The 25686-nt window shown below is 69.0% G+C and carries 24 protein-coding genes and 1 pseudogene; 13 read left to right on the top strand and 12 right to left on the bottom strand.

From position 1 onward, the window contains the following. Positions 1-50: 50 nt before the first annotated feature. Positions 51-653: a 3-isopropylmalate dehydratase small subunit gene (gene leuD, locus AAHG09_RS25750; protein WP_342110369.1), complete on the top strand. Its 603-nt coding sequence runs from the start codon at positions 51-53 to the stop codon at positions 651-653. Between the two features lie 147 nt (positions 654-800). Further along, positions 801-2003: a lytic murein transglycosylase gene (locus AAHG09_RS25745; protein ID WP_342110344.1), complete on the top strand. Its 1203-nt coding sequence runs from the start codon at positions 801-803 to the stop codon at positions 2001-2003. Positions 2004-2447: 444 nt separating this feature from the next. Here the strand turns inward: AAHG09_RS25745 and hpnH are convergent, their stop codons facing one another. After that, a complete protein-coding gene (hpnH, locus tag AAHG09_RS25740; RefSeq protein ID WP_043386340.1) occupies positions 2448-3611 on the bottom strand; it encodes an adenosyl-hopene transferase HpnH in 1164 nt (387 codons plus the stop codon). Between the two features lie 631 nt (positions 3612-4242). On the opposite strand from hpnH, the gene AAHG09_RS25735 reads away from it, so the two are divergent. Further along, a complete protein-coding gene (locus tag AAHG09_RS25735; RefSeq protein WP_342110343.1) occupies positions 4243-6909 on the top strand; it encodes an MMPL family transporter in 2667 nt (888 codons plus the stop codon). A 7-nt stretch (positions 6910-6916) separates the two neighbouring features. Here the strand turns inward: AAHG09_RS25735 and AAHG09_RS25730 are convergent. Further along, positions 6917-7369: pseudogene (locus AAHG09_RS25730) on the bottom strand (GNAT family N-acetyltransferase); the annotation flags it as partial. A gap of 55 nt (positions 7370-7424) precedes the next feature. On the opposite strand from AAHG09_RS25730, the gene AAHG09_RS25725 reads away from it, so the two are divergent. Next, positions 7425-7691 carry a type II toxin-antitoxin system Phd/YefM family antitoxin gene (locus AAHG09_RS25725; protein WP_342110342.1) on the top strand — a complete coding sequence of 89 codons (267 nt, stop codon included), beginning with the start codon at positions 7425-7427 and terminating at the stop codon, positions 7689-7691. Then, positions 7688-8074, top strand: coding sequence for a type II toxin-antitoxin system VapC family toxin (locus AAHG09_RS25720; RefSeq protein ID WP_342110341.1), 387 nt, complete (start codon positions 7688-7690; stop codon positions 8072-8074). Before AAHG09_RS25725 ends, AAHG09_RS25720 begins: the two co-directional genes overlap by 4 nt. Positions 8075-8083: 9 nt before the next feature. Here AAHG09_RS25720 and hpnK read toward each other — a convergent pair whose 3' ends face one another. From hpnK to AAHG09_RS25695, 5 genes are all read right to left on the bottom strand, one after another. Continuing rightward, positions 8084-8923 (bottom strand): hopanoid biosynthesis-associated protein HpnK, encoded by an 840-nt coding sequence (hpnK, locus tag AAHG09_RS25715; protein WP_342110339.1) that lies wholly within the window; start codon positions 8921-8923, stop codon positions 8084-8086. Between the two features lie 121 nt (positions 8924-9044). Beyond that, on the bottom strand, positions 9045-10478 hold the full coding sequence (gene hpnJ / locus AAHG09_RS25710; protein ID WP_342110338.1) for a hopanoid biosynthesis associated radical SAM protein HpnJ: 1434 nt from the start codon (positions 10476-10478) through the stop codon (positions 9045-9047). A 46-nt stretch (positions 10479-10524) separates the two neighbouring features. Continuing rightward, a complete protein-coding gene (gene hpnI, locus AAHG09_RS25705) occupies positions 10525-11733 on the bottom strand; it encodes a bacteriohopanetetrol glucosamine biosynthesis glycosyltransferase HpnI (RefSeq protein WP_342110337.1) in 1209 nt (402 codons plus the stop codon). Positions 11734-11817: 84 nt separating this feature from the next. After that, positions 11818-12444 (bottom strand): MlaC/ttg2D family ABC transporter substrate-binding protein, encoded by a 627-nt coding sequence (locus AAHG09_RS25700; RefSeq protein WP_342110336.1) that lies wholly within the window; start codon positions 12442-12444, stop codon positions 11818-11820. Then, complete coding sequence (locus AAHG09_RS25695; protein WP_342110335.1) at positions 12435-13544, bottom strand: flippase-like domain-containing protein; 1110 nt, start codon at positions 13542-13544, stop codon at positions 12435-12437. The genes AAHG09_RS25700 and AAHG09_RS25695 overlap by 10 nt, the downstream gene beginning before the upstream one ends. A 210-nt stretch (positions 13545-13754) precedes the next feature. Here AAHG09_RS25695 and AAHG09_RS25690 point away from each other — a divergent pair, with 210 nt between their 5' ends. Next, complete coding sequence (locus AAHG09_RS25690; protein ID WP_342110334.1) at positions 13755-14930, top strand: amidinotransferase; 1176 nt, start codon at positions 13755-13757, stop codon at positions 14928-14930. Positions 14931-15296: 366 nt separating this feature from the next. Here the strand turns inward: AAHG09_RS25690 and AAHG09_RS25685 are convergent, their stop codons facing one another. Together AAHG09_RS25685 and AAHG09_RS25680 are read right to left on the bottom strand one after the other, a co-directional pair. Further along, the gene (locus AAHG09_RS25685; RefSeq protein WP_342110333.1) at positions 15297-16307 is read right to left on the bottom strand and encodes an alpha/beta fold hydrolase; all 1011 of its coding nucleotides are present in this window, start codon (positions 16305-16307) and stop codon (positions 15297-15299) included. A gap of 137 nt (positions 16308-16444) precedes the next feature. Continuing rightward, positions 16445-17218: an FkbM family methyltransferase gene (locus AAHG09_RS25680; protein WP_342110332.1), complete on the bottom strand. Its 774-nt coding sequence runs from the start codon at positions 17216-17218 to the stop codon at positions 16445-16447. 332 nt (positions 17219-17550) lie between these two features. Here AAHG09_RS25680 and AAHG09_RS25675 point away from each other — a divergent pair, with 332 nt between their 5' ends. Continuing rightward, positions 17551-18042, top strand: a complete 492-nt coding sequence (locus AAHG09_RS25675; protein WP_342110331.1) for a hypothetical protein — start codon at positions 17551-17553, stop codon at positions 18040-18042. 9 nt (positions 18043-18051) lie between these two features. Continuing rightward, positions 18052-18906 carry a 3-deoxy-8-phosphooctulonate synthase gene (kdsA, locus tag AAHG09_RS25670; protein WP_342110330.1) on the top strand — a complete coding sequence of 285 codons (855 nt, stop codon included), beginning with the start codon at positions 18052-18054 and terminating at the stop codon, positions 18904-18906. Positions 18907-19016: 110 nt separating this feature from the next. On the opposite strand, the gene AAHG09_RS25665 is transcribed toward kdsA, so the two are convergent. Continuing rightward, positions 19017-19685, bottom strand: coding sequence for a class I SAM-dependent methyltransferase (locus tag AAHG09_RS25665; protein WP_342110329.1), 669 nt, complete (start codon positions 19683-19685; stop codon positions 19017-19019). Positions 19686-19981: 296 nt separating this feature from the next. Between AAHG09_RS25665 and AAHG09_RS25660 the strand changes: the two genes are divergently transcribed. Beyond that, positions 19982-20320, top strand: coding sequence for a hypothetical protein (locus AAHG09_RS25660; RefSeq protein ID WP_342110328.1), 339 nt, complete (start codon positions 19982-19984; stop codon positions 20318-20320). Positions 20321-20420: 100 nt separating this feature from the next. Here the strand turns inward: AAHG09_RS25660 and queF are convergent, their stop codons facing one another. Next, positions 20421-20873: a preQ(1) synthase gene (gene queF / locus AAHG09_RS25655; protein ID WP_342110327.1), complete on the bottom strand. Its 453-nt coding sequence runs from the start codon at positions 20871-20873 to the stop codon at positions 20421-20423. A gap of 117 nt (positions 20874-20990) precedes the next feature. On the opposite strand from queF, the gene AAHG09_RS25650 reads away from it, so the two are divergent. Continuing rightward, positions 20991-21197, top strand: a complete 207-nt coding sequence (locus tag AAHG09_RS25650; protein ID WP_342110326.1) for a hypothetical protein — start codon at positions 20991-20993, stop codon at positions 21195-21197. Between the two features lie 149 nt (positions 21198-21346). Next, on the top strand, positions 21347-22636 hold the full coding sequence (gene eno, locus AAHG09_RS25645) for a phosphopyruvate hydratase (RefSeq protein ID WP_342110325.1): 1290 nt from the start codon (positions 21347-21349) through the stop codon (positions 22634-22636). Positions 22637-22902: 266 nt separating this feature from the next. Here the strand turns inward: eno and AAHG09_RS25640 are convergent, their stop codons facing one another. Then, the gene (locus AAHG09_RS25640; RefSeq protein ID WP_342110324.1) at positions 22903-24084 is read right to left on the bottom strand and encodes an adenylate/guanylate cyclase domain-containing protein; all 1182 of its coding nucleotides are present in this window, start codon (positions 24082-24084) and stop codon (positions 22903-22905) included. Between the two features lie 80 nt (positions 24085-24164). On the opposite strand from AAHG09_RS25640, the gene AAHG09_RS25635 reads away from it, so the two are divergent. After that, positions 24165-24476 carry an FtsB family cell division protein gene (locus AAHG09_RS25635; protein ID WP_342110323.1) on the top strand — a complete coding sequence of 104 codons (312 nt, stop codon included), beginning with the start codon at positions 24165-24167 and terminating at the stop codon, positions 24474-24476. Positions 24477-24612: 136 nt separating this feature from the next. After that, the gene (gene pdhA, locus AAHG09_RS25630) at positions 24613-25686 is read left to right on the top strand and encodes a pyruvate dehydrogenase (acetyl-transferring) E1 component subunit alpha (protein WP_342110322.1); all 1074 of its coding nucleotides are present in this window, start codon (positions 24613-24615) and stop codon (positions 25684-25686) included.

Genomic DNA, 25686 nt, shown 5'->3' with positions numbered 1-25686 from the left:
CGGGCGCTGCTAAACCCCCCGGCAGACAGCCCGATCGCGCGAGCGTGCAGATGGACAAGTTCACCACCCTGGAGGGCGTCGCGGCGCCCATGCGGACGATCAACGTCGACACCGACCGGATCATCCCGGCCAAGTACCTCAAGACGATCAAGCGGACGGGCCTCGGCAAGAGCCTGTTCGCCGAGATGCGCTACCGTGAGGACGGCTCGGAGAACCCGAACTTCGTGCTGAACCAGCCGGCCTACCGGAACGCCAAGATCCTGGTGGTGGGCGACAATTTCGGCTGCGGCTCGTCCCGGGAGCACGCGCCCTGGGCGCTGGCCGATTTCGGCATCCGCTGCGTGATCTCCACGAGCTTCGCCGACATCTTCTTCAACAACTGCGCGAAGAACGGCATCCTGGCGATCACGGTCGCCCCGGAGGATCTGGAGAAGCTGTTCGAGGACGCCGAGCGCGGCGCGAACGCGACCCTGTCGGTCGATCTGGAGGCGCAGACCATCCGGGGGCCGGACGGCGGCAGCCTGCATTTCGACATCGAGGCGGGCCGCAAGCACAACCTCCTGAACGGGCTCGACGAGATCGGCCTGACCCTGGAGCGCGTCTCATCCATCGACGCCTACGAGCAGAAGCTCGCCCAGCGGGAATGGGCCTGAGGGCAGGGGATTCCAAAGCGCTCAGCCCTTTGGCGGGTCGCCAGGGCGGAGCCCTGGCGCATCGGATCCGGCCCGCGCTAACGCGCAGTTAACCCTCGTGCTGCCTGATTCGGCCGCTAACCGCGGATGAGAAACAGGAACGCCAGGATGCGCCATCAGTGCTTCGGGTCGGGCGTCGCGCTCGGGTTCGGTCTCCTCGCCGCGGGTGCCGCGAGCCTGCCGGCACGCGCGGGTTTCGACGGCTGCCTCGCCGGCATCCAGGCCCAGGCGGCGTCCGCGGGCGTGTCGGCCCAGACTTTCCGGTCGGCCACGAGCGGCATCAGCTACGACGACAAGGTGATCGAGCTCTCCCAGGCGCAGCCCGAGTTCAAGACGCCGATCTGGGACTACATGGCCGCCCTGGTCGATGACGAGCGCGTCGAGGATGGCCGCGCGGCGATGCGCCAGAACGCGGCCGCCCTGGCGCAGGCCGAGGCCCGCTACGGGGTCGACCGCTACACGATCGCGGCGGTCTGGGGGGTCGAGTCGAATTTCGGCAAGAACCTCGGCAAGATGCCGCTGGTCCAGTCGCTGGCGACGCTCGCCTGCTCCAACAACCGCCGCCGGGACTTCTTCCGCGGCGAGTTGATCGCCACGCTGCGGATCATCGAGCGCGGCGACATCGCGCCGGAGCGGCTCACCGGCTCCTGGGCGGGGGCCTTCGGCCAGACCCAATTCATGCCGACCACCTATCACCGCCTCGCCGTCGACGGCGACGGTGACGGGCGGCGCGACGTGGTCGATTCGACCGCCGACGCCGTCGCCTCGACGGCCAACTTCCTGCATGTCGCCAAGTGGCAGCACGGGCAGGTCTGGGGCTACGAGGTGAAGCTGCCCCGCGGCTTCAACGTCGGGGCCGCCGGACGCAGGAACAAGAAGCCGGTCGCCCACTGGGCGTCCCTCGGCGTGACCCGGATCGACGGCCGCCCGCTCTCGGGGGAGGGGCCGGCCGGGATCATCGCGCCGGCCGGGATCGACGGGCCGGCCTTCCTGGTCACGAAGAACTTCGACGCGATCTACTCGTACAACGCCGCCGAATCCTACGGCCTCGCCATCGCGGTCCTGTCGGACCGGCTGCGGGGGAAGGCGGGCGTCCAGGCGGCGTGGCCGACCGACGATCCGCCCCTGTCCCGGGCCGAGCGGCGCGATCTCCAGACCCGGCTGGCCGCCCGCGGCTACGATGTCGGCGAGCCGGACGGCAAGGTCGGCCAGAAGACCCGCGACGCCATCAAGGACGTGGAGCGCCGCCTCGGCATGACCCCGACCGGCCGCCCCGGCGGCAAGGTGCTGGAAGCCCTGCGCGGGGGCTGACGACCGCAAGGCTACACGGGGTCGGGTGGCCGCATCGCAGCCTCCGCACCGTGTCGTTCCCGGGCACATGCAGCGCCGGCGGATTGCGACGCGCACCGTTTGTGCGGTGCTGTTGGTCCTGTGGATCCCGGACACGGGCGAGCGGTGAGCCCAGCGCGCCGATCCCGCACCGCGCCCGCCCTATACCCACGCATTCAGGGTCTCCAAAACACGCACCGATGTCGGGTCGTGCTGAGCGGCATCGGCCGAGTGGCACGCTCTACGCACATTCGTCCCTGCGCCCAGAGCGAAGCAATTCCGTGTCGCGCTGCCCTGGGTCGCTTCGCCATGCGCGCGATGACGGAGACAGCCGCCCCCCCTCGACAGCACGGGCCCGCAGGCCTCGACCTGAAAAAACCCGCGGCCTCTCGGCCGCGGGTTCGAATTCCGTCCGTGCTGCGCCGGTCAGGCGGCGGTGCGCTTGCGGGCTTCCTGCTTGGTGTCGACGCCGGCTGCTTTGATCTCGGACAGCTTCTGCGCGACGTTGCGCGAGAACACGAACTCGGCCGGGCGCTGGTTCTCCAGGCTGACCTCCGGGGCCATCGCGCCGTCGGTCTTGATGCCGCGGATCGCGTGGACCAGCGGCTTCCAGGGCTTGCGCACCGAATCGACCACCGAGGAGGCCTCGTAGCCCGAGTGGACCATGCAGTCGGCGCACTTCTCGTAGTTGCCGGTGCCGTAGGAATCCCAGTCGGTGGTCTCCATCAGCTCCTTGAAGGTCGCCGCGTAGCCCTCGCCGAGCAGGTAGCAGGGCTTCTGCCAGCCGAACACGGTACGGGTCGGGTTGCCCCACGGGGTGCAGTGATAGGTCTGGTTGCCGGCCAGGAAGTCGAGGAACAGGCCCGACTGCTGGAAGGTCCACTTCTCGCGGCCCTTCTCCTTCCCATGACGGAAGACGCCGCGGAACAGGTCCTTGGTCGCCTTCCGGTTCAGGAAGTGCTTCTGGTCGGGGGCGCGCTCGTAGGCGTAGCCGGGGGAGACGGTGATGCCGTCGATGCCCATCCGGGTCACGCTGTCGAAGAAGTCGGCGATCTTCTCGGGCTGGGAATTGTTGAAAAAGGTGCAGTTGATGGTGACGCGGAAGCCCATCTCCTTGGCCTTCGCGATCGCCGCCACCGCCTTGTCATAGACGCCGCGCTGGCACACCGACTGGTCGTGCATCTCCTTGTCGCCGTCCAGATGGATCGACCACGTGAAGTACGGGCTCGGCTTGTACTCCTTGATCTTCTTCTCAAGGAGTAGCGCGTTCGTGCAGACGATCGCGAACTTCTTCTGGGCGATGATGCCCTCGACGATCTGCGGCAGATCCTTGTGCAGGAGCGGCTCGCCGCCGGCGATCACCACCACGGGGGCGCCGCACTCGCGCACCGATTCGAGCGCGTCCGCCACCGGCAGGCGCTTGTTCAGGATCTCGTCCGGGTAATCGATCTTGCCGCAGCCGGCGCAGGCCAGGTTACAGCGGAACAGCGGCTCCATCATCATCACGAGCGGGTAACGCTTGCGACCCGTCAGGTGCTGTTTCAGGATGTAGCCGCCGATCTTCGCGACGTACCGGAGGGGGATACCCAAGATTGCGGCTCCTTCACTTCGTCGGCCCCGGAGGCATCGGGGTGCTTAACACGAAAAAAAACGCGATTTCTAGCGATCTAGCTTGGAACTAATCTCAATCGGCCCTGTTTCGGCGGGGCGATGACATCATATTCCGCGCCTGACGCATCGGTGCCACATGAGCCGCCGGCGCGGGTCTCATGGGCGAGGACATTCAGCCGTTGAGGACAGCACGTGCATTGCGTCGGCAATGCGACCGGAAATCCCGAAATTCGGTTGCACGGCAACAAACGCGGTGCGCTAGCGCACATATCCTCCGCGGCGACCGCGCCGGGTCCGCCGCGTTGCAATCTGGCACCACCCTCTTTACTGAACCCCGGGGCGGCGATGCAAGCCGGGGCCCGAGCCTTGGCCTATGGCAGACGGCTGCGCCGCGATCCATATCGGCCGCGATCGGCGTATGGACGCGTGCCGTGCGGCCGGGGCGGACCGTGCGGCGTTCTTCCACCCCGGCACGCATCCGAGCGGATTGCGGGGCGATCGGCACGCGGGCTTTGAGCCCTGCCGGAGCCGGTCACCGGGATCCCGATGTGATCGATGGCATGTGTCGGCCGCGCCGTGCGCGCGTCCGAGGCAAACAGGCAGGGTGCTCGTGATCGAAAGTCTCGTCGCGTTCTCGGTACGGTATCGGTGGATCGTGATCGCCCTGGTGGCGTTCGTCACGGTCGCGAGCGCCGGAGTCGCGGCGCATCTGTTCCGGATCAACACCGATGTCGAACGGCTGATCGATCCCAAGGAGCCCTGGCGCCAGGACGAGATCAATTTCGAGCAGGCCTTCCCGCAGCGGTCGAACACCATCGTGGCGGTCATCGACGGCCAGACGCCCGAGGAGACCGAGGAGGCGGCGGCCAACCTCGCCAAGGCGCTGACCGCGCACAAGAACCTGATCGAGACGGTCTACCGTCCGGATGGCGGCCCGTTCTTCGACAAGAACGGCCTGCTGCTGATGCCGCAGGCCGAACTCGACAAGACCCTCGAATCGCTGACCCAGCAGCAGGGGCTGCTCGGCCCGCTGGCCGCCGATCCGTCGCTGCGCGGCATCATGCGGGTGCTGACGCTCGGCGCCCGCGGCGTGAAGACCGGGGACGCCAAGCTCGAGGATCTCGAGAAGCCCATGGGGCAGATCGACGCCACGTTGCAGAAGGTGCTGGCGGGCCAGCCGGCGCGGATGTCGTGGCAGGAGCTGCTCTCCAACGGTGAGAGCAGCGTCACCGACAAGATGAAGTTCGTGGTCATCCAGCCGGTGCTGGACTTCAACGCGCTCGAACCCGGCTACCAGGCGACCAAGCTGATTCGGAACGTCGCCCAGGATCTCAAGATCGATTCCGAGCACGGCCTGCGCATGCGGCTGACCGGCACGGTGGCGGTGGCCGACGAGGAGTTCGCGACGCTCTCGGAGGATGCGGGCGTCAATTACAGCGTGACGGTCGGCGCGATCGTCCTGTTCATCTGGCTGGCACTGCGCTCGGCGCCCCTGGTCGCGTCCGTGCTGATCACGACCTTCGCGGGCCTGATCGTCACCGCGGGTCTCGGCCTGGCGATGGTCGGCGAGCTCAATCCGATCTCGGTGGCCTTCGCGGCCCTGTTCGTGGGGCTCGGCATCGATTTCGGCATCCAGTTCGCCGTGCGCTACCGGGCGGACCGCTTCGAGCAACCCGAGATCGGCGCCGCGTTGCGGGCCGCCGCCCGGGGCGTCGGCTGGTCGCTGACGCTGGCCGCCATCTCGCTGCTGGCCGGCTTCTTCGCCTTCCTGCCGACCGCCTTCCGCGGCGTCTCGGAACTCGGCCTCATCGCCGGCGTCGGCATGATCGTGGCCTATCTGTTCGCCCTGACGCTGCTCCCGGCCCTGATCGCCGTGTTCAACCCGAAGGGCGAGAAGGAAGCGGTGCAGACCAACTGGCTGGTCGGCGTCGATCCCTGGATCATCCAGCACCGCAAGCCGATCCTGCTCGTGGTCGGCTTGATCACGCTCGCGGGCGCGCCGCTGCTCTGGCATCTGCCGTTCGACTCGAACCCGATGCACCTGCGCAGCGCGAAGACGCAGTCGATCGCCACCTATCTCGATCTGATCAAGAACCCGGAGACCAGCCCGAACTTCATCGATGTGCTGGCCCCCAGCGTCGACGCCGTCCCGGCCCTGTCGAAGAAGCTGATGGCGCTGCCGGTCACGGCCTCGGTCAACAGCATCGACACCTTCGTGCCGCGCGACCAGGACAAGAAGCTCGCGCAGATCGCCGACACGGCGCAGCTCCTCGATCCCGTCCTGAACCCCGGGCGCCGGCCGCCGCCGCCCACCGACGCGGACAACGTCAAGGCGCTCAAGGACGCCGCCACGGCGCTGAACGGTGTCTCGAACGACGCCAAGGGCGACCAGAAGGGGGCACAGGCCGCCAAGCAGCTGGCCGGTACGCTGGACAAGCTCGCCGCCGGCCCGGTGCCGCAGCGCGAGGCGGCCTCCGTCGCCCTGACCAAGGATCTCGGGCCGCTGCTCGCGCGCCTGCGCGACCTGCTGCACCCGGAAAAGATCACGCTGGAGAACCTGCCGCCGCAGCTGAAGGCCGATTGGGTGGCGGCGGACGGGCGCGCCCGCATCGAGGTCCACCCGAAGGGCGACTCGAACGACGACACGGTGCTGCGCCGCTTCTCGGACGAGGTGCTGAAGGTCGCCCCGCACGCCACCGGCGCACCGGTGGCCACGACCCAGTCGAGCTACACGATCCTGGGCGCCTTCGTGCAGGCGGCGGTGACGGCCTTCGTGCTGATCTTCGTCATCCTGTCGGTCGCCCTGCGCAAGCCGTGGGACGTGGCGATGACGCTGGGTCCGCTGGTGATCGCGACCCTCTGGACGCTGATGGCGATGCGCATCGTCGGCATGCCACTGAACTTCGCCAACATCATCGCGCTGCCGCTGATGCTCGCGGTCGGCGTGGCGTTCCACATCTACTACGTGATCGCGTGGCGGGCCGGCGTGACCGACATGCTGGCCTCCAGCCTGACCCGGGCGATCTTCTTCTCGGCGCTGACCACCGGCAGCGCCTTCGGGTCGCTGGTCCTGTCGAGCCATCCGGGCACCGCGAGCATGGGCAAGCTGCTCGCGCTTTCGCTGTTCTTCACCCTGGTGGCGGCGTTCTTCGTGGTTCCGGCGACGCTCGGCGAGCCGCCGGTGCAGCCCGACGAGGATCGTCCCGAGGCCGAGAAGGCCGCCGGCGCGGCCCTGCGGAAGAGCACGGGGTTGCAGGATCCGGTGCCCGCCAAGTAGGGACCGGTCAGAGCGCCTTCTCGAAGAAGTGGTCCGGGTAGGGGTCGTCGTTGAAGCGGTCGATCTCCACCCAGCCCGACCGCCGGTAGAGCGCCAGGGCCTCGGGGAGGGCGCTGTTGGTGTCGAGCCGCAGCGTCCGGATGCCGAGGTCGCGGGCTGCCGTCTCGGCCGCCTGCATCAGCCGCTTGGCCAGGCCGAGGCCCCGGGCGGCGGGATCGATCCAGAGCCGCTTGATCTCCGCGACCGGGCCTCCGGTCCCCTTCAGGCCGACACATCCGACCGGGCAGCCATCCCCGATGGCGATCAGGAAGGTGCCGCGGGGCCGCACCATCGCGGTGGCCTCCGGGTCGCAGGACAGCGCGACGTCGAACCCGCCGGCGAAGCGGGTCGCCAGCTCGGCGTAGTAGGCGGCGAGGCAGGCACGGGCGGGCGGGCTCGTGGGATCTGCCTCGGCAATCGTCATATGATCCAAGCCTGAGCTTTTCATCGTCCACCGCGCATTCTAACCTCGTGGCATGACCATGATCGCTCTGGAAGAAGCAGCCACGAGCCTCGCGGAACTGGTTGCACGCGTCGAGGGCGGCGAGACCATTGTCGTGACGCGCAACGGTCGGCCGGTGCTCGACCTCGTGCCGCATCGCCGGACGGGTGGGCTCGATCTGGAGGCGGGCGCAGCGTTCCTGCGCGCGCATGGGGTCACGGATCCGTTTCCGTCCATTCCCGACGACTTCGACGACCCGTTGCCGGAGGATTTTCTGATTCGGCCGTTGCCCGAACCATGAAATTCCTTCTCGACACACATATCCTGATCGCCGCGATCGGTGGGCGCTTGGGGTCACGGCATCCGAAAATTGCCCGGTTGTTGACGCGAGGCGACAGTCAACACCACGCCAGCGTCGCGAGCCTTTGGGAGATCGCCATCAAGACGCGCCTCGGCAAGCTCAATCCTGGGATGTCTTTGAGCCTATTGCCCCAGGCGTTGGAGGTCGCGGGGATCAGGATTCTGCCTATCACGCACGTTCACGCCCTCGCATCTGTCGAGCCAATCCCGCCGACGAAGGATCCGTTCGATCGCATGTTGCTGGCGCAATGTCAGGTCGAGGGCTGTCTCTTGGTTACGGTTGACGGCGCCCTGCACGATCATCCGCTTGCGGCGCAAATCTAGGCTGAAACGTTACGCGAAATCCGAGAACCCGCCGGCGACGGCTCCTGACGCCGTGACAGCCGCGATCGAGGCGGGGGCAATCAGCGCGTCCCGCTCCTCGGCATACCGATAGCCCGCGGCCTCACCCGCAAAACCCGCCGCCGTCGCCGGATGCGTGTAAAGCTCGGTCAGGCCATCCGGAAGGTGCGTGAGGAGCGCCGCCACCCGGGCCGGCGTCATGGCGCCGGACCACGCAAGCCCCAGCGTCCGGTCCGGGATCAGAAGTCCGGCCTGCCGGGCACGCACGGCGAGCAGAGCCGCCCAGGGGGCGATGTCGAGGGCGGGCCGCGGGCGGGCGCCGGGCTCGGCCCGGCGCAGGATCTCCCGCGGCTCCCGGGGCACCCGCAGGGCGCACATCCCGAATTCGCGGCCGATGCGCAGCACCGCCCCGGCGATCAGCGGGTGGACGTGGAAATGCTTGTGGGCGTTGACGTGGTCCAGCGGCAGGCCGGTCGCCCGGTAGGCCTCGAACTGGGCGCGGATCTCGGCGGCGAGCTGGCGCCGGGCCGCGGGCTTGCGGGCGAAGTCGAGGCCGAGGCGGGCCATGTCGGCGCGCATCAGACCGGCCGCGTCGGTCAGGTCGGGTAGTTCGGCAGCCGGCAGGGTCGGCCATGCCTCCACGAGGACGAGGTGCAGCCCGATCCGCAGGGACGGCAGCCGCTTCGCCCGCGCCACGGCATCGGCGGCGGCGGGCGCCGCGACCATCAGGCTCGCGGCAGTGAGAATCCCGTCGCGATGCGCCTGCTCGACCGCCTCGTTGACCTCAAGGCTCAGCCCGAAATCATCCGCGGTAACGACCAGACGCTTCACAGGAACCTCGTAATGGGTGTCGAGAGGGCTCGCCCTCTCGCGAGTCCAGGGCGGAGCCCTGGAAGAGGTGCGGGGCCCCGCCCCGCGCCCCGCCGGGGCCGTGGGCCCCGGACCCCTGATTTTACGCCGCCTTGGCGGTGCCCTGGCGCTCCTTGAGGAAGCGGTAGAACTCGACGCCCTCGCGCAGGCGGCGCTTCATCATGTCGGGGGAGCGCACCATCTCGCTGACGATCGAGGCGATCTTCGGCGCCCGGAAATAGAACTTCTTGTAGAACTCTTCGACCGAGGTGAAGATCTCGGTGTGCGAGAGATGCGGGTAGTGCAGCGGCGCGACCTGCACGCCGTTCTCGTCGACGAGCTCGGCGTTCTCGATGTCGAGCCAGCCGTTCTCCACCGCCTGCTTGTACAGGAAGGTGCCCGGGTAGGGGGCCGCCAGCGAGACCTGGATCGTGTGCGGGTTGATCCGCTTGGCGAAGGCGATCGTCTCCTGGATCGTCTCCTTGGTCTCACCCGGCAGGCCGAGGATGAAGGTACCGTGGATGGCGATGCCCAGCTCGTGGCAGTCCTTGGTGAACTTCTCCGCGACCTCGACCCGCATGCCCTTCTTGATGTTGTGCAGGATCTGCTGGTTGCCGGACTCGTAGCCGACCAGCAGCAGGCGCAGGCCGTTCTCCTTGAGCACCTTCAGGGTCTCGCGCGGCACGTTCGCCTTGGCGTTGCACGACCACGTAACGCCGAGCTTGCCGAGCTCGCGGGCGATTTCTTCCGCACGCGGGAGGTTATCCGTAAACGTATCGTCGTCGAAGAAGAACTCCTTGGTCTGCGGGAACTCCTTCAGGCAGTACTTGATCTCCTCGATCACGTGGGCGACCGAGCGGGTGCGGTAGGTGTGGCCGCCGACCGTCTGCGGCCAGAGGCAGAAGGTGCAGCGGCTCTTGCAGCCCCGGCCCGAGTAGAACGAGATGTAGGGGTGCTTCAGGTAGCCGATGAAGTACTTCTCCATCTCCAGGTCGCGCTTGTAGACGCTGGTGACGAAGGGCAGCTGATCCATGTCGGTCATGATCTCGCGGTCCTCGTTGTGGACCACGACACCGTTGGCGTCGCGATAGGACAGACCCTTGATCTGCGCCATCGGCACGCCGTCGGCGACCTCCTTGACGGTGAAGTCGAACTCGTTGCGGGCGCAGAAATCGACCACCGGGGCCTGGGCCATGGCGCCTGCGGCGTCGACCGCGACCTTGGCGCCGATCAGGCCTGCGATCAGCTTCGGGTTGGCGGCCTTGAGCGCCTCGATCGTCTTCACGTCCGACTTGAACGACGGCACCGAGGTGTGGAGCACGACGAGGTCGAAGTCGTTGGCCTGGGCCACGATCTCGGCCAGCTTGATGTTGTGCGGCGGCGCGTCGATCAGCTTCGAGTTCGGCACCAGGGCGGCCGGCTGGGCCAGCCAGGTCGGGTACCAGAACGACTTGATCTCGCGCTTGGCCTGGTAACGGGAGCCGGCACCGCCGTCGAAACCGTCGAAGGTGGGGGCCTGGAGGAAGAGCGTGCGCATGGGGTTCAAGGCCTCAGGGCAGTGCGGGGGAGGGGATGGGTGGGGATCAGCGGAGCGGCGCGCCGGCGTCGCTGCCGAGCTCCGCGTCGGGGATCAGTGTGCCATCCGCAACCACGTGATAATCATGACCTTTCCATGTCACCGCCCCCGACACGAAGGCCCAGGAGAAGTTCAGGAAGGAGAGGATGTCGCGGATCGGCAACAGTCCGTAGGGGTGCGGGGCGAGGCCGAAGGCCCGCTCGACCTGCCGGCAGAGCAGGATCCGGCTCGCCAGGGCGAGGCCGGCCACCGCCAGGGTGCCGAGCCCGGCGCCCGGCAGCAGCGCAGCCACGAGGGCCAGCGGGAAGGCGTGGGTGACGATCGAGCCGGCATAGCCCGCCGGATCGACGGTGCGGATGGTGCGGTTCCAGCGCAGCTCGTGCCGCCACAGGCCGGCGAGTTCGGTGTCGACGCTGGTGTGCCCGATGGTGAAGCTCGGGATCGCGACCCGACCGCCGAGGCCCCGGAGCGCCGCGCCGATCGCGTAGTCGTCGGCCAGATCGTTGCGGAAGGTCCGGAAGCCGCCCACCGCCTCCAGGCTTGCCCGGGTGAAGGCGACGGTCGAGCCGAAGCAGGGTTTGGCGAGCCCCAGGCTCAGGCCCATCACGACGTTGGGCAGGAAGTGCGTGTCGATCGCCAGCGTCGAGAGCCGGTCGTACAGGCCCCGGAAGGCCGGCACCCCGTGGTACAGGCAGGTGACCCCGGTGACGCCCGCCTGCGACAGCTCGGCGACCAGACGCCCCAGGTAGTCGGGCCCGACCACCATGTCGCTGTCGGCCAGCACGACCACGTCGTGGGCGATCCGCTCGGCCATGTTGATCAGGTTGGAGACCTTGCGGTTCGAGCCGTGCTGGCGGGCGTCGATCACGAGGTCGATGCGGGCCGCCGGGTAGGCCAGCTTGAGCTGCTCCACCACGCCGATCGCCGGATCGGCGGCCTTCTGGACGCCGAACACGATCTGGACCGGCCCGGCATAGTCCTGGCGCAGGACGCTCTCGAGATTGGCGTAGAGGTTCGGCTCCAGCCCGCAGAGGGGTTTCAGCACCGTCACGGAGGGAAGGGGGGCACCGGGCGCCAGGGCCGGGACGGGGCGGGCCGCGTAGCGGGCCGCGCAGACGGCGGCCGCCAGGGCGTAGAGGCAGCCCGCCGCCGCCAGGATCAGGCAGATCAGCGACAGCCACCAGAGGGCCAGCAGCGTCAGGGCGGAAACATCCATCCGATCGGGTCCGTGCGATCGTCCCGCCGCCTCAGGCAGCGTTGGCCGCGAACGGCCGGTTCAAGGCGGCAGTCTCGGCGGCGTTCACGGCGTCGGCTTGGCGGCGAGCATGCCGTCGGCCCGCTGGCGCAGGAACTTCACGGCGCCGTCCGCGCCCCCCGCCTTCAGCGGCGCCGCGAGGGCGGTGCGCTGGGCCGCGAGCTCGCTCACGTCGCCGTTGAGCAGGACATCCTGGATGCGGTTGTCGGCGTTGACGACGAAATCGACATCGGAATCGTCGCCATCCGCCGCGGTGACCCGGGTCGGCACCACGCGCTGGGCGCCGCGCGCCTCGACCTTCGGCGTCACGTCGAACTTGCCCCCCGCCGCACGGGCGAGGCGGTTGGCATAGGTCACGGTCAGGCTGCGCTTGAACGCGTCGGTCACCGCCGCCTGCTGCTCCGGGGTGAAGCTCGACCACTTGGAGCCGACCGCGATGCGGGTCATGGCGGGAAAGTCGAAGGCCTTGTCCATCGCCGGCCCCACGGCCTCGACCCGGGCGGGGAGGGGGCCGGGGCCGTCCTTCAGGGCGGCCGAGAAGGCGGCGTAGAGATCGCGCACCGTCTGGACGGCCGGATCGTCCGCGGCCCAGGCGGCGACCGGGACGAGCAGGGGGGCGGCGATCAAGGGGGCGGCGATCAGGGCGGCCGCGAGCCGGCGGGTCAGGCGCACTTCTTCAACTCCTCGCCCTCGCCGAGCCGCGCCACCATGCGGGGCGGGGCATAGCTGTAGAACGGGCCGAGCGTCGCGGCCTGCGGCACCCGCTTCACGCTGCGCCCGGCCTCCACCTCGACCTCGCGCTCCTCCTCGGGGGCCTCCGCGCGCAGCTTGGCCTCGATCCGATGCCAGAGCAGCAGGCTCGGCAGGCCGACGCCGAGATCGGCGAAGCGCTTGACCAGCGAGAGGGCGAGCGCCGCCTCGGCCGGGATGTTGAACAGGCCGCAGAGGGCGATCAGGCCGCCCTCCTGGGCGCCGAGGGCGCCGGGCACCGCGAAGGCCGCCCCGCGCACGGCTTGCGCGAGGCTCTCGATCATCAGCGCCTGCGCGAAGTCGATCGGATAGCCCATGAAGTGCAGGCAGACATAGACCTCCAGGGTCCCGATCACCCAGCCGATGAGGTGGATGCCCAGAGCGGCCGCGAAGCGGCCGTGATGGGCGTAGAGGCGGCGCAGGCTGTCGTAGAGCTGGTCGATCGCCCCGAAGGCGCGCCATTCGCGGCCCGAGGCGAAGCGGCTGAGCAGGCCCTGGATCAGGCGATGCCCGGCCCGGCGCTGGATCAGGTAGAAGGCGCCCAGCGCCGGCACCGCCAGGGCGAGGCCGCCCTCCACGGTCCGGGCGATCGGCCCGTCGCCGCAGATCGCGACCAGCAGGGCGAGGCCCATCACCGTGAACAGGAGCTGGGTCAGCGCCTGGGTCATCAGGTCGACGAACATGCTGGCGCCCGCGAGCGCCCCCGGGACGCCCCGCTTGGACAGCAGGCGCGCCCCGACGAAGTCACCGCCCACGGTGGCCACCGGCAGCAGCGTGTTGATGCCCTCGCGCACGAAGCGCAGCGACACGCAGTCGGCGAGCCGGGCGGCGTCCATCGGGAACACGACCTGCCAGCCGAGTCCCGCCCAGGCGACCGCCACCACGCGGGCCAGCACCACCAGGGCGGCACCCCAGCCGGCACTCACCACGGCGGCCGAAACATCCTCAAGACCGGAGGACATGAACAGGCCGACGACCGTGCAGAGACCGGCGATCGAGGCCAAGGTCGTCAGGCGCTTCATTGTCGTCTTTCAAGCTCGCAAAAGGCTTGATGCGGGAAATCGGCCACGGTCGCGGCAGAAATAGGTCAGCCGGGCCGAGAACGTTTCTGCCACGTTGCAGCATGGATGAGCGCTGTCTATCACCCGTTTAACACACCGGGAGCCAAAGCGGCGGCGGGGCTGAAGGGCCTGCGTAGAAGGCCGCGGCACGTCGCAGAAGGGGCACACGTCATGGAGCGCGAATCGCCGATCACGGCCCTGGAGGCCGTGGCTGAGGACACGCATGCCGGCAGCTACGCGGGCGGAGCGGCGCCGGGCGTGCCCGCCCCGCACTCGCCGGTGATGGCGTGGAACGAGTGGGATCCGCTGGAGGAGGTGATCGTCGGATCCCTCGACGGCGCCACGATCCCGACCCACCATCTCACGGTGATCTTCAACCTGCCGCGCGCCGCGCAGCCGTTCTACCGGCTGGCGAGCGGCTGGAAGTATCCGAAGTTCATGAAGAAGCTCGCCCAGGCCGAGCTCGACAACTTCATCACCATCCTGGCGGGCGAGGGCGTGAAGGTCCGCCGCCCCGACGCGGTGGACTTCTCCAAGAAGTTCAAGGCGCCGCGCTGGACCTCGCGGGGCTTCTGCGTGGCCTGCCCGCGCGACCCGTACCTCGTCATCGGCGACGAGATCATCGAGAGCCCGATGTGCTGGCGCTCGCGCTACTTCGAGGGCGACGCCTACCGCTCGCTGTTCAAGGAATACTTCCGCGCCGGCGCCCGCTGGACCTCGGCGCCGCGGCCGCAGCTGACCGACGACCTCTACAATTACGACTACCGGGTGCCGAACCTGAAGGCCGGCGAGCCCATGCAGTTCACCGTCAACGAGTTCGAGCCGGTCTTCGACGCCGCCGACTTCGTGCGCTGCGGCCGCGACCTGTTCGTGACCCGCTCCAACGTGACCAACCTGATGGGCATCGAGTGGCTGCGCCGCCACCTCGGCCCGGGCTTCCGCATCCACGAGATCGAGAGCCGCTGCCCGCAGCCGATGCATATCGACTCGTCGTTCATGCCGCTGGCCCCCGGCAAGGTGCTGGTGAACCCGGACTACGTCGACGTCGAGAAGCTGCCGGCCGTGCTCAAGAAGTGGGACGTGCTGATCGCCCCGCGCCCCGACCCGGTCGAGGGCTTCATGAGCAAGATCTCGATGTGCTCGCCCTGGACCTCGATCAACGTGCTGGCGATCACCGAGAAGAAGATCGTCGTCGACCAGAGCCAGCCGACGCTGATCAAGGCGCTCAAGGACTGGGGCTTCGATCCGATCCCGGCGCCATTCCTGAGCTACGGCCCGTTCGGCGGCTCGTTCCACTGCGCGACGCTCGACGTGCGCCGCCGCGGGGTGCTGAAGTCCTACTTCTAAGCAGGTTTCGCAAAAGTGGCTGCCGGTTCTGCGACAAGAACCTGCGACCACATAAGGACCTGAGCGGACGAAGCGTTGGCCTGCCCATGGTACACGGCAGTGACGCCACAATCCCGAACAGGACGCAGGTCCCCTCTCCCGTGCGGGAGAGGGACAGGGTGAGGGATCAGGTCTTCCCGGAGAGGGCGCGACCTGTCGACGCTTCAGTGGTGCGCTCGATCCTGAAAGTTCTCGGCCCTCACCCCAACCCTCTCCCGCACGGGAGAGGGGGCCGGTCGCGCTCGCCAACCCGGTCCGCAGACAACTGTCGTGTACCGTGGGCAGCCCAACGCAAGTCTGCTTGGGAGCCGGACGGGGATCGCGGCCTCAGTGCGCCGCAATCCCTTCGATCAGCGCCTTGTTGAACCCCTCCGGATCGGACATCTGCGGCGCGTGGCCAAGGTCCGGAAACTCCACGAGCCGTGCCCCCGGGATCGCCCGCGCGGCCGCCTTCCCCAGCTCGGGATAGTGTCCGAGGCTCGCCCGCACCTCCGGCGGGGCGAGATCCTTGCCGATCGCCGTGTTGTCCTTCTGGCCGATCATCAGCAGCGTCGGCACCGCGATCTGCGGGAAGCGATAGAGCACCGGCTCGGTGACGATCATGTCGTAGACCAGCGCCGAGTCCCAGGCGACCGCCTCCTTGCCGGGGCCGTTGTTCAGCCCCGCCAGCATCGTCACCCAGGGCTCGTAGCGGGCCTCCCAGCGGCCGGCGTAGTAGGTCGCCGTCTCGTAGGCGCGGATCGATTCCGCCGAGACCTTCAGCTCGCGCTGGTACCATTGCGCCAAGGAGACCGGCGGCAGGCCCTTGGCGCTCCAATCCTCCAGGCCGACCGGATTGACCAGCACGAGCTGGTCCACATCCTTCGGGTAGAGCAGGGCGTAGTGCGCGGCCAGCATGCCGCCGGTCGAGTGACCGACCAGGATCGGCCGCTCGACCCCGAGCTGCGCCAGCAGCGCATGCGTGTTCTCGGCGAGCTGCCGGAAGGTGAACTGGTAGGCGGCCGGCTTGCTCGACTTGCAGAAGCCGATCTGATCGGGCGCGATCACCCGGTAGCCGGCCGCGCCGAGCGCCCGGATCTGGCTCTCCCAGGTGGCGGCGCAGAAATTCTTGCCGTGGAGCAGCACGACGGTGCGGCCGTTCGGTCTCTCGGCCGGCACGTCGAGATAGGCCATCTGGAGCGTCTGGCGCTGCGAGGGAAACGTGAAGCGCTGCACCGGGAACGGATAGGGGAAGCCTTCCAGCTCCGGGCCGTAGGCCGGGGCGGCGATGGGATCCGCCATCGCCGTGCCGAAGGTGGCCAGCGCGAGGAGCGCGCCGGTGAGGATGGGTCGAAGCATGGGCCGCGTCGGTGCCTGTGTGCCAGCGGCGTGAGGCGCCGCGCCGCCGGCACAGATCGGGCATCCGAACGGCACTGTCCATGCCGCGAGCCCGGTGCATCAGCCACCGGGCCCGGGCCGGACAGCACGGGGCAGCCTCAGGCCGCGGCCGGCTGCGCCACGGCAGCCTGGTCACGCTTGGCGTACCAAGCGTCGGACATCGAGAACGACGCGAACCGGCGCTCATACCCCTTCCGGGCCATCAGTTCGGCGAGCGCTTCGCGCTGCTGCGGATCGGCATGCGCAACGCTGAGCAGCGTCACGTCGTGTTCGGCGAAATCGAAGGACTCCAGAAGGTCGAGGGTATCCTCCTCGGCGTTGACGCTCAGGAAGTCGATCGTGCGCGGGGCATCCGCCGCCTGGAGAAGGCTGCGCAGCGTGATCGTCTCGACCTCGTACCGCTTTCCGCTCCGCCGCGCGCCCACCCCGGCCGATGCCTCCTCGGCATGCTCCGGGTCGTTGAACAGGATCTTCAGGCCGTCGTCGGTGTAGACGAACTTGTTGGTGACGTAACAGGTCCGGTCGGCGCGCAGCTTCTCGTGCCGGCTGCGCGCCGGCTCCGCGATGGCCCCCTGCCAACCGTAGAGTTTCTCGAGCAGCCGCGTGGTGCCGGCGCCCCGGTCGTCCGCGGCACCGAACTCGACGAAGTAGCCGTTCCGCTTCTCGCCGAGCTCGAACAGGACCCAGAGATCCTGAAGGAGCGGCGCCGTGGAGAGCGCCGCGCGCCGGGCCGCGAAGGTCAGGAAGTCGATCGACTCGGCGTAAGCCTCCTGGCTCGGACCGACGAGGCTCTTGATCTCCGCGATTGATCCTTCGAGCGTATCCCGGACCCCCAAGACCGACCTGAAGACGATTCCCAGCTCATTTTCCACGATCCAACTCCTCTACACACGCGTCTTTGCGATCGACCCATCGCAGGCCCAGGAACCTTTTCGGCCGACAATCATCGATCAGCGTGGCATCCTGCCCGACGCGCCCAGGCCTCCGACCCAGGCGCGACGCCGATCGATGGCACCCGCCAAGACAAATCCATCTCGCCGTTACCGTCCAGCACACAATTCAGAGGTCATATTCGTGATCGATGGTCGCCATCATGATTTAAGAGACAAATAATATCGATGCCTATACTATAAATATTCGAAACTTTAGCCTTTCCGACGGCAAAGCTCGCGACGAGATGTTGCAAACGATCTGGGATGAGTCAATGACATCGGCCACGAAAACGATCTTAACGCTTGCTATCGTGACCAGCCTCGGCACAGCTCCGGTTCAAGCCGCGGATGCCTGCGACGTGCTCGCCGCCCGGGTGATCCGCGACACCGGCGCCTCGCTCGCCGGCCGGGTCGGGCCCTACGCGGTGTTCCGCGCCGAGGATGCGGAGCGGATGAGCCTCGATTGCCGCAAGCCGGCGCGGATCACCGTGGCCTCCCGGGATCGGGAACCACCGCCCGCGTACTTCGTCCTGGTCGGCCGCGCGGCCCGGGCTCTGGCCGGGGCGGATCCCGCCGCCGCCGAGGCGCTGGCGCTCACCCTGCATCAGGCGAGCCTCCTGGCGGATGCCCCGCGGCGCGGCGCGTCCGGCCGGTCGCTGATGCTGTGCGAGACCGGCCCGCGAACCGATGGCCTCCGGGAGGATCTGACGGTTTGCCGGGTCGCACCCCGTGCCGGGCTTTCGCGGATCCGCCGTGCGGGCTAGACCGCGCGCATGTCGAATCCCGAGACTCCCGCCCCGATCGTTCAGGTCGGCACCGCCCGCTTCGCCAATCACCTTCCGCTCGCGCTGATCGCCGGCCCGTGCCAGCTGGAGGGGCGGAACCACGCCCTGGAGATCGCCGCCGCCCTCAAGGAGATGGCGGCGCGGGCCGGGATCGGCCTCGTGTTCAAGACCTCGTTCGACAAGGCGAACCGCACCTCGGGCAGCGCGGCCCGCGGCGTCGGGCTCGACGAGGCGCTGCCGGTCTTCGCGGAGATCCGCGAGACGCTCGGCCTGCCGGTGCTGACCGACGTGCACGCCGCCGAGCACTGCGCCCGGGCCGCCGAGGCCGTGGACGTGCTCCAGATCCCGGCCTTCCTGTGCCGCCAGACCGACCTGCTCCTGGCCGCCGCCGCGACCGGCCGGGCGGTCAACATCAAGAAGGGCCAGTTCCTGGCGCCCTGGGACATGAAGCACGTCGTCGCCAAGGTGACGCAGGCCGGCAACCCGAACGTCATCGTCACCGAGCGCGGCGCCTCCTTCGGCTACAACACGCTCGTCTCGGACATGCGCAGCCTGCCGATCATGGCGCAGGTCACCGGCGGCGCGCCGGTCGTGTTCGACGCGACCCATTCCGTGCAGCAGCCCGGCGGCCAGGGGGCGAGTTCCGGCGGGCAGCGGGAATTCGTCGCCGTGCTGGCCCGGGCCGCCGTGGCGGTGGGCGTGGCGGGCGTGTTCATCGAGACCCATCCCGATCCCGACCGGGCCCCCTCCGACGGCCCCAACATGGTGGCGCTGAAGCACATGCCGGCCCTGCTCGACGAATTGATCGCCTTCGACAGGCTGGCCAAGGCCCGCGCCGCGTAAACGGGGTTTCCAAAGGGCGAGCCCTTTGGTGGGTCGTCAGGGCAAGGCCCTGACCGATTCAAGGGCGCCGCCCTGGACCCGCGAAAGGGCCCGCCCTTTCGAAACCCCGATCAGGCCGGCTCCAGCACGTGGATCCGCAGGGGCTGGACGAGGCCGTAGCGGCCGTCCGGCTCGCGCTCGGCCGCCGCCTCGAAGGCGGCCTCCACCGCGGGCCGACGGGCCTCGATCGTCGCCCTGCGGGCGGGGTCCACGGCACAGACCCGCTTGAGGAAGGCATCGAGGTCCGCGAAGCTCTCGTGCCGCTCGATCGTGACGTCGCGGCGGCAGGCGAGGGTGCCGCGGGCCAGGGCGGCTGCGATCGCGTCCTGCGCCGCCGCGCGCACCGCGGTCTCGTCCTCGATGGGTTGCAGGGCGTCGAAGAAGCTGCCGGCCGCAAGCGGCTCCACCACGACGAGACGCCCGCCGGGGACCAGCACGCGCGCCGCCTCCACGAGGGCGGCGGCGGGGTCGGGCACGTGGTGCAGGGCGTTGAGCAGGACGGCCCCGTCGAAGCTGTCATCGGGGAACGGCAGGGCCTCCCCCGAGGCCGCCTCGAACCGCGCCCCCGGAACGGCGGCCCGGGCCTGGGCGAGCGCCGCGGCGCCCGGGTCGACGCCGGTCAGAGCCGCGCCGTCCTCGGTCAGCCGCTTGGCGAGCGTCCCGCTTCCGCACCCGATATCGAGGATCCGCTTTCCGGACAGCGGCGCGAAGGTCTCGCGGATCAGGGTCAGGGCATCCATGGTCGGTCCTCCAGGACCGCCATCATAGGGCCGACACCGGGCGGAGGCGATCTCACGGGCCCGGCGGCCCACGCGGACCGGGAACCCCGACCCGGACCATCTTCACAAGGTTTCAGGCCGCGCGGCACCCGAAACGGTCAAGCTGCACAGACGGCCCGGTGCATCGTTCATGATGAACCGCGGTTCATAAAACCGTGTGTGTGCGGTCCCGCACGCCAAGACCTGCGAGAACTTGGAACTGTCCCCGGGTAGCTACGTTATTGGGCAGGTTCGATCGAGGATCGAGAAGGAAGATCATGCGCAAGATCGGTATCATCGCCACCGCCGCCGCCCTGGCCCTCGGCAGCGTTGCCGTCACCTCCAGCGCCGAGGCGCGTCCCTACGGCTACCATGGTGGCTACGGTGGCTACGGCCACGGCTACTACCGCGGTCGCCGCGGCATCGGCACCGGCGCCGCCATCGGCCTCGGCATCGCCGGCCTCGCCGCCGGTGCGATCGCCGCCGGCGCGGCGCGCGACAGCTACTATGGCGGTGGCTACGGCTACGCCCCGTCCTACGGCTACGGCTACGCCCCGGTCTACGGTGGCTACGGCTACGCCAGCCCGGGCTACGGCTACTACGGCTACGGCTACTGAGCTTTCAGAGCCGGGACATCAGGGGGCGGCCGGCGCAAGCCGGTCGCCCTCTCTTTTTGCGACTGCGTCGCGGATCATGGATGCGGATGCCGCGCGTCGCTCACCGCCCACGGTAGGGCGCGACGCCCGGATCAGGCAGCCAAGCGTTCTTCGGCAGCTCGCCCGTCTGCCAGAACACGTCGATTGGGATGCCGCCGCGCGGATACCAGTATCCGCCGATGCGCAGGTAGCGCGGCGCCAGCAGGTCCCGCAGCCGCTTGCCGATCGCCACCGTGCAATCCTCGTGGAACGCCCCGTGGTTACGGAACGACCCGAGATACAGTTTCAGCGACTTCGATTCGACGAGCCAGTCGCCCGGTACGTAATCGATCACCAGGATGGCGAAGTCGGGCTGTCCGGTGACCGGGCAGATCGAGGTGAATTCGGGTGCGGTGAACCGGGCTACGTAGTCCGTATCCGCGTGCGGGTTCGGCACCCGATCGAGGCGGGCGTCCTCGGGCGAGGCCGGCAGGGGCGCCGGCTGGCCGAGCTGGAGTGTCTCGGATGTGGTCATCGGACCTCTATAAAGCCGTCCGCGGCGGTGCGCATCCATCTGCGCCGCGACGCAATCTTCACCGCTCCGCGTCAGGGTCCGATCGGTGTCGGCGCGGCCCGACCGGAGCTGGGTCCCATGCGTCTCGCCGCCCTCGGATGGTTCGGACTCTGCGTCGTCACGGCCGCGCCTGTGCCGGCCTGGGCCCGCGGAGACGACGCGACCCAGCGCATGCTCGACGCCATGACGCGTCACGATCTCTGCGCCCGCGACGACGCCCAGTTGCGCAAGCTGACTCGCGCCCTGGCGCCGGGCCGCCGCCCGACCGCGGCGCGATCCCGTTAGGGTTGCCGCGGCGCTTGTCGCGACGCGGGCCGAAGTCCGATCACGGCCGCTTGCCGCCGAACGCGGCTTGACGGATAAGCCGCCGCGATGCGCCGCACCCGCGATTGGGGGGCGGTCGCCGACCCGCGGCCCCCGCGAGAGGACGTTCCATGACCGCGATCACCAATATCAGCGCCCGCGAGATCCTCGACAGCCGCGGCAACCCCACGGTCGAGGTCGATGTCATCCTGGAGGACGGCTCCTTCGGCCGCGCCGCGGTCCCCTCGGGCGCGTCCACGGGCGCCCACGAGGCGGTGGAGCTGCGCGACGGCGACAAGAACCGGTTCCTCGGCAAGGGCGTGCTGAAGGCGGTCGAGGCGGCGCAGACCGAGATCCTCGACGCGATCGGCGGCATGGAGGCCGAGGACCAGGTCGCGGTCGACGAGGCGATGATCGAGCTCGACGGCACGCCCAACAAGGCGCGGCTGGGCGCCAACGCGATCCTGGGCGTGTCGCTGGCGGTGGCCAAGGCCGCGGCCGAGGCTTCGGGCCTGCCGCTCTACCGCTACGTCGGCGGCGTGCAGGGCCGGGTGCTGCCGGTGCCGATGATGAACATCATCAACGGCGGCGCCCATGCCGACAACCCGATCGACTTCCAGGAATTCATGATCATGCCGGTGGGCGCGGACTCGATCGCCGAGGCCGTGCGCATGGGCTCCGAGGTGTTCCACACCCTCAAGGGCAAGCTCAAGAAGGCCGGCCACAACACCAATGTCGGCGACGAGGGCGGCTTCGCCCCGAACCTGCCGTCGGCGGAAGCCGCCCTCGACTTCGTGATGGACGCGATCAGCGCCGCCGGCTTCAAGCCCGGTCAGGACATGGCGCTCGCCCTCGACTGCGCCGCCACCGAGTTCTTCAAGGACGGCAGCTACGCCTACGAGGGCGAGGGCAAGACCCGCACCATCGAGGCCCAGGTCGATTACCTCGCGCAGCTCGTCGCCACCTACCCGATCGTCTCGATCGAGGACGGCATGTCGGAGGACGACTGGGCCGGCTGGAAGCTCCTGACCGACAAGATCGGCGCGCAGTGCCAGCTGGTGGGCGACGACCTGTTCGTCACCAATGTCGAGCGCCTGTCCCGCGGCATCGGCGAGGGCACGGCGAATTCGATCCTGATCAAGGTCAACCAGATCGGCTCGCTCACCGAGACCCTGGCGGCGGTCGATATGGCCCAGCGCGCCGGCTACACCGCGGTGATGTCGCACCGCTCGGGCGAGACCGAGGATTCGACCATCGCGGACCTCGCCGTCGCCACCAATTGCGGGCAGATCAAGACCGGCTCGCTCGCCCGCTCGGACAGACTGGCCAAGTACAACCAGCTGATCCGCATCGAGGAGGGCCTCGGCCCGCAGGCGCTCTACGCCGGCCCGTCGGCGCTGAAGCAGCTCGCCCGCCGCTGAGGACGGGCAGGCCCGCCTCGCCTGGGCGAAGCGGGCCTTGGGCTTTGGGCGCGCGCACCCTTGTCCCGGACAGGTGGAGCGGCAGCGGAACCTGATCCGGGAGCCAGCGCAAGAACAGGCCGCGTCAGCGGCACAGGCTGAACCTGACGGACGCTTCGCGCCGTCCTAGGCTGGATCCCGGAACGCATTCCGCTGGCGCTGCATGCGCTCGGGACAAGGGCAGCGCCCGAAGCAATCCACTTGGAGCGCAACGAGAAGGTCGGCTTTCACGCCCCCGGCACGGTCCAGACCCGCATCGGCCGCGACAGGCCGCGCAGCTCAATCGTCCCGACCGGCTCCAGCGGACGGCCGCAGCGCTCGGCAAAGGCCTCCGACACCAAGAGGTCGTGGCCCAGCGCCGCGCACTGGCTCTCGATCCGGCTGGCCTCGTTGACCGCCCGCCCGATGATCGTGAAGTCCAGCCGCCGCTCGGTGCCGACATTGCCGTAGATCACCGTCCCGAAATGCACGACGCACTCGGCCGCGAGTTCGGGCAATCCGGCGGCGCGGCGCCAGGCGTTGAGCGCCACGTTGGCGGCGAGGCCCTCGGTCGCGGCGTCGAGGGCGGCCCCGCAGACCGGGCAGGGGAGGGTGTCGGCGTCCGGGGCCGGGAAGATCGCCAGGAACCCGTCCCCGAGGAACTTCAGGATCTCGCCGCCGTGGCGCTCCACCGGATCGCCGAGGGCGTCGAAATGCGCGTTGAGCCACGTGACCATGTCGGCGGGATCGACCCGATCGGCCAGGGCGGTGAAGCCGCGGAGATCCGTCAGCAGGATCGCGGCCGGCACGGCCCGCCCCTCGCCCCGCCGGATCTGGCCGTCGAGGACGCGCTCGGCCGTGGACCGGCCGAGATAGGTGGCCGACACTTCGCGGAACGTGTGGGCGAGACCCATCTTGGCGATCGCCAGCGTCAGGAACGGCAGCACCTCGGCGATGGCCGCGAGGTGCGCCGCGGTGAACCCGGCGGCCGCGCGGGTGCAGAACGAGACCGCGATGCCGCGCAGCGCAGTGCCGGGCGCGAACTCGACGATGTGCAGGACGTAGTCGACCCCGCCCTGGGCCCCGAGGGTCTGCAGGACCGGAAAGTCCGCCTCCAGCCCGGGGGCGTCGAGGCGCCAGCGCCCGAAGCTCTCACCCTGTTCCACCAGCGCGTAGACCGGGCTCAGGAGCCAGTCCGCTTCCTCGTCGGCGCCGTGGGCATTGGCGACGAAGGACATGCCCTCGCCCGCGTGCCAGTTGAGGCTGACGCCGCGCAGCGTCGGGTCCAGCGCCGGGGCCATGACGCTGACCCGCCAGACGGGGATGCCGGCGTCGACCAGCGCCTCGGAGAAACCGGTGAGCAGGGCGTCGTGATCGTCGGTCGCCGTGGCGTGCGCGGCGATCCAGCGCCCCAGATCCGTCAGGTCCATCCCAGGCTCGCCCCCTGTTCGTGCCGGCCGCGGCGCGCGACCGCAAAGATCGGTTAACCTTTCCGCGCGAGGGTCGCGCCATGGTCGTGCGCCGCCGAGTCAGAATGGTCGTGTTGCCGCTGGGTCTCTGGACCCTGTCGGCGCTCGTCGTGGGCTATTTCGTGTGGCAGGCCGAGAGCGGCAACCGGGGCCTCGAAGCCAAGAAGGCGCTGAAGATCCGCGCCTACCAGCTCACCCAGGAGCTGAACGCCGTGAAGGCCGAGCGGTCCACCTGGGAGCACCGGGTCGCCCTGCTGAAGAGCGATCAGATCGACCGCGACCTGCTTGAGGAGCGCGCGCGGATCGTCCTGGGCCGGGTTCACGCGAACGACGTGGTCATCATCACGCCGTAACGTCCGGCGGCGCTGTTTCCCCATTCCCGCCAACCCTCTGACAAGAGCGGCTTCCTGTCAGAGCGGCAGCCCTCGCTTTCCCTTCGTCGCTGTCCTACACCCCCCGAAGTCGCGTGGAATCATGGGGAGTGCGCCGATGGATGCCGCCAAGGAGCCCGCAAAGGACGCCTCGTCTGGATCATCGCAGGCCGGAAGCCCCCAGGCTGCCGAGGCGCACAAGCCGGCACCCAACATGCCGCAATTCACCCGCGAAGAAGACCTCCACGCCTACCACGAGATGCTGCTGATCCGGCGCTTCGAGGAGAAGGCCGGCCAGCTCTACGGCATGGGCCTGATCGGCGGCTTCTGCCACCTCTATATCGGCCAGGAGGCCGTGGTGATCGGCATGCAGATGGCCTCGGTCGACGGCGACCAGGTCATCACCGGCTACCGCGACCACGGCCACATGCTGGCCTGCGGCATGGACCCGAAGGGCGTCATGGCCGAGCTGACCGGGCGCCGCGGCGGCTACAGCCGCGGCAAGGGCGGCTCGATGCACATGTTCAGCCGGGAGAAGCAGTTCTTCGGCGGCCACGGCATCGTCGGCGCGCAGGTCTCGCTGGGCACGGGCCTCGCCTTCGCCGACCATTACCGGGAGAACGGCAAGGTCAGCCTGACCTACATGGGCGACGGCGCCGCCAACCAGGGCCAGGTCTACGAGAGCTTCAACATGGCGGCCCTCTGGAAGCTGCCGGTCGTCTACGTGATCGAGAACAACCGCTACGCCATGGGCACCTCGGTGGCCCGGGCCTCGGCGCAGACCGATTTCTCGAAGCGCGGCCTCTCCTTCGGCATCCCCGGCGAGCAGGTCGACGGCATGGACGTGCGCACGGTCCGCGAGGCCGCGACCCGGGCGGTCGAGCACGCCCGCACCGGCCAGGGGCCGTACATCCTGGAGATGCAGACCTACCGCTATCGCGGCCACTCCATGTCCGATCCGGCCAAGTACCGGACCAAGGACGAGGTCTCGAAGATGCGCGACGAGCACGACCCGATCGAGATGGTGCGCAAGCGCCTGCTCGAGCTGCACGGGGTGCCGGAGGCGGATCTGAAGGCGACCGACGCCAAGGTCCGCGAGATCGTCAACGCCTCGGCCGAGTTCGCCACCAACGATCCCGAACCGGATCCGTCCGAGCTCTGGACCGATATTCTGTTGGATGCGCACGCCTAG

The sequence above is a fragment of the Methylobacterium guangdongense genome (assembly GCF_038442355.1).
In the GTDB taxonomy this organism is placed as follows: Bacteria; Pseudomonadota; Alphaproteobacteria; order Rhizobiales; family Beijerinckiaceae; genus Methylobacterium; species Methylobacterium guangdongense.
This window is presented reverse-complemented; position numbering and strand designations above follow the sequence as displayed.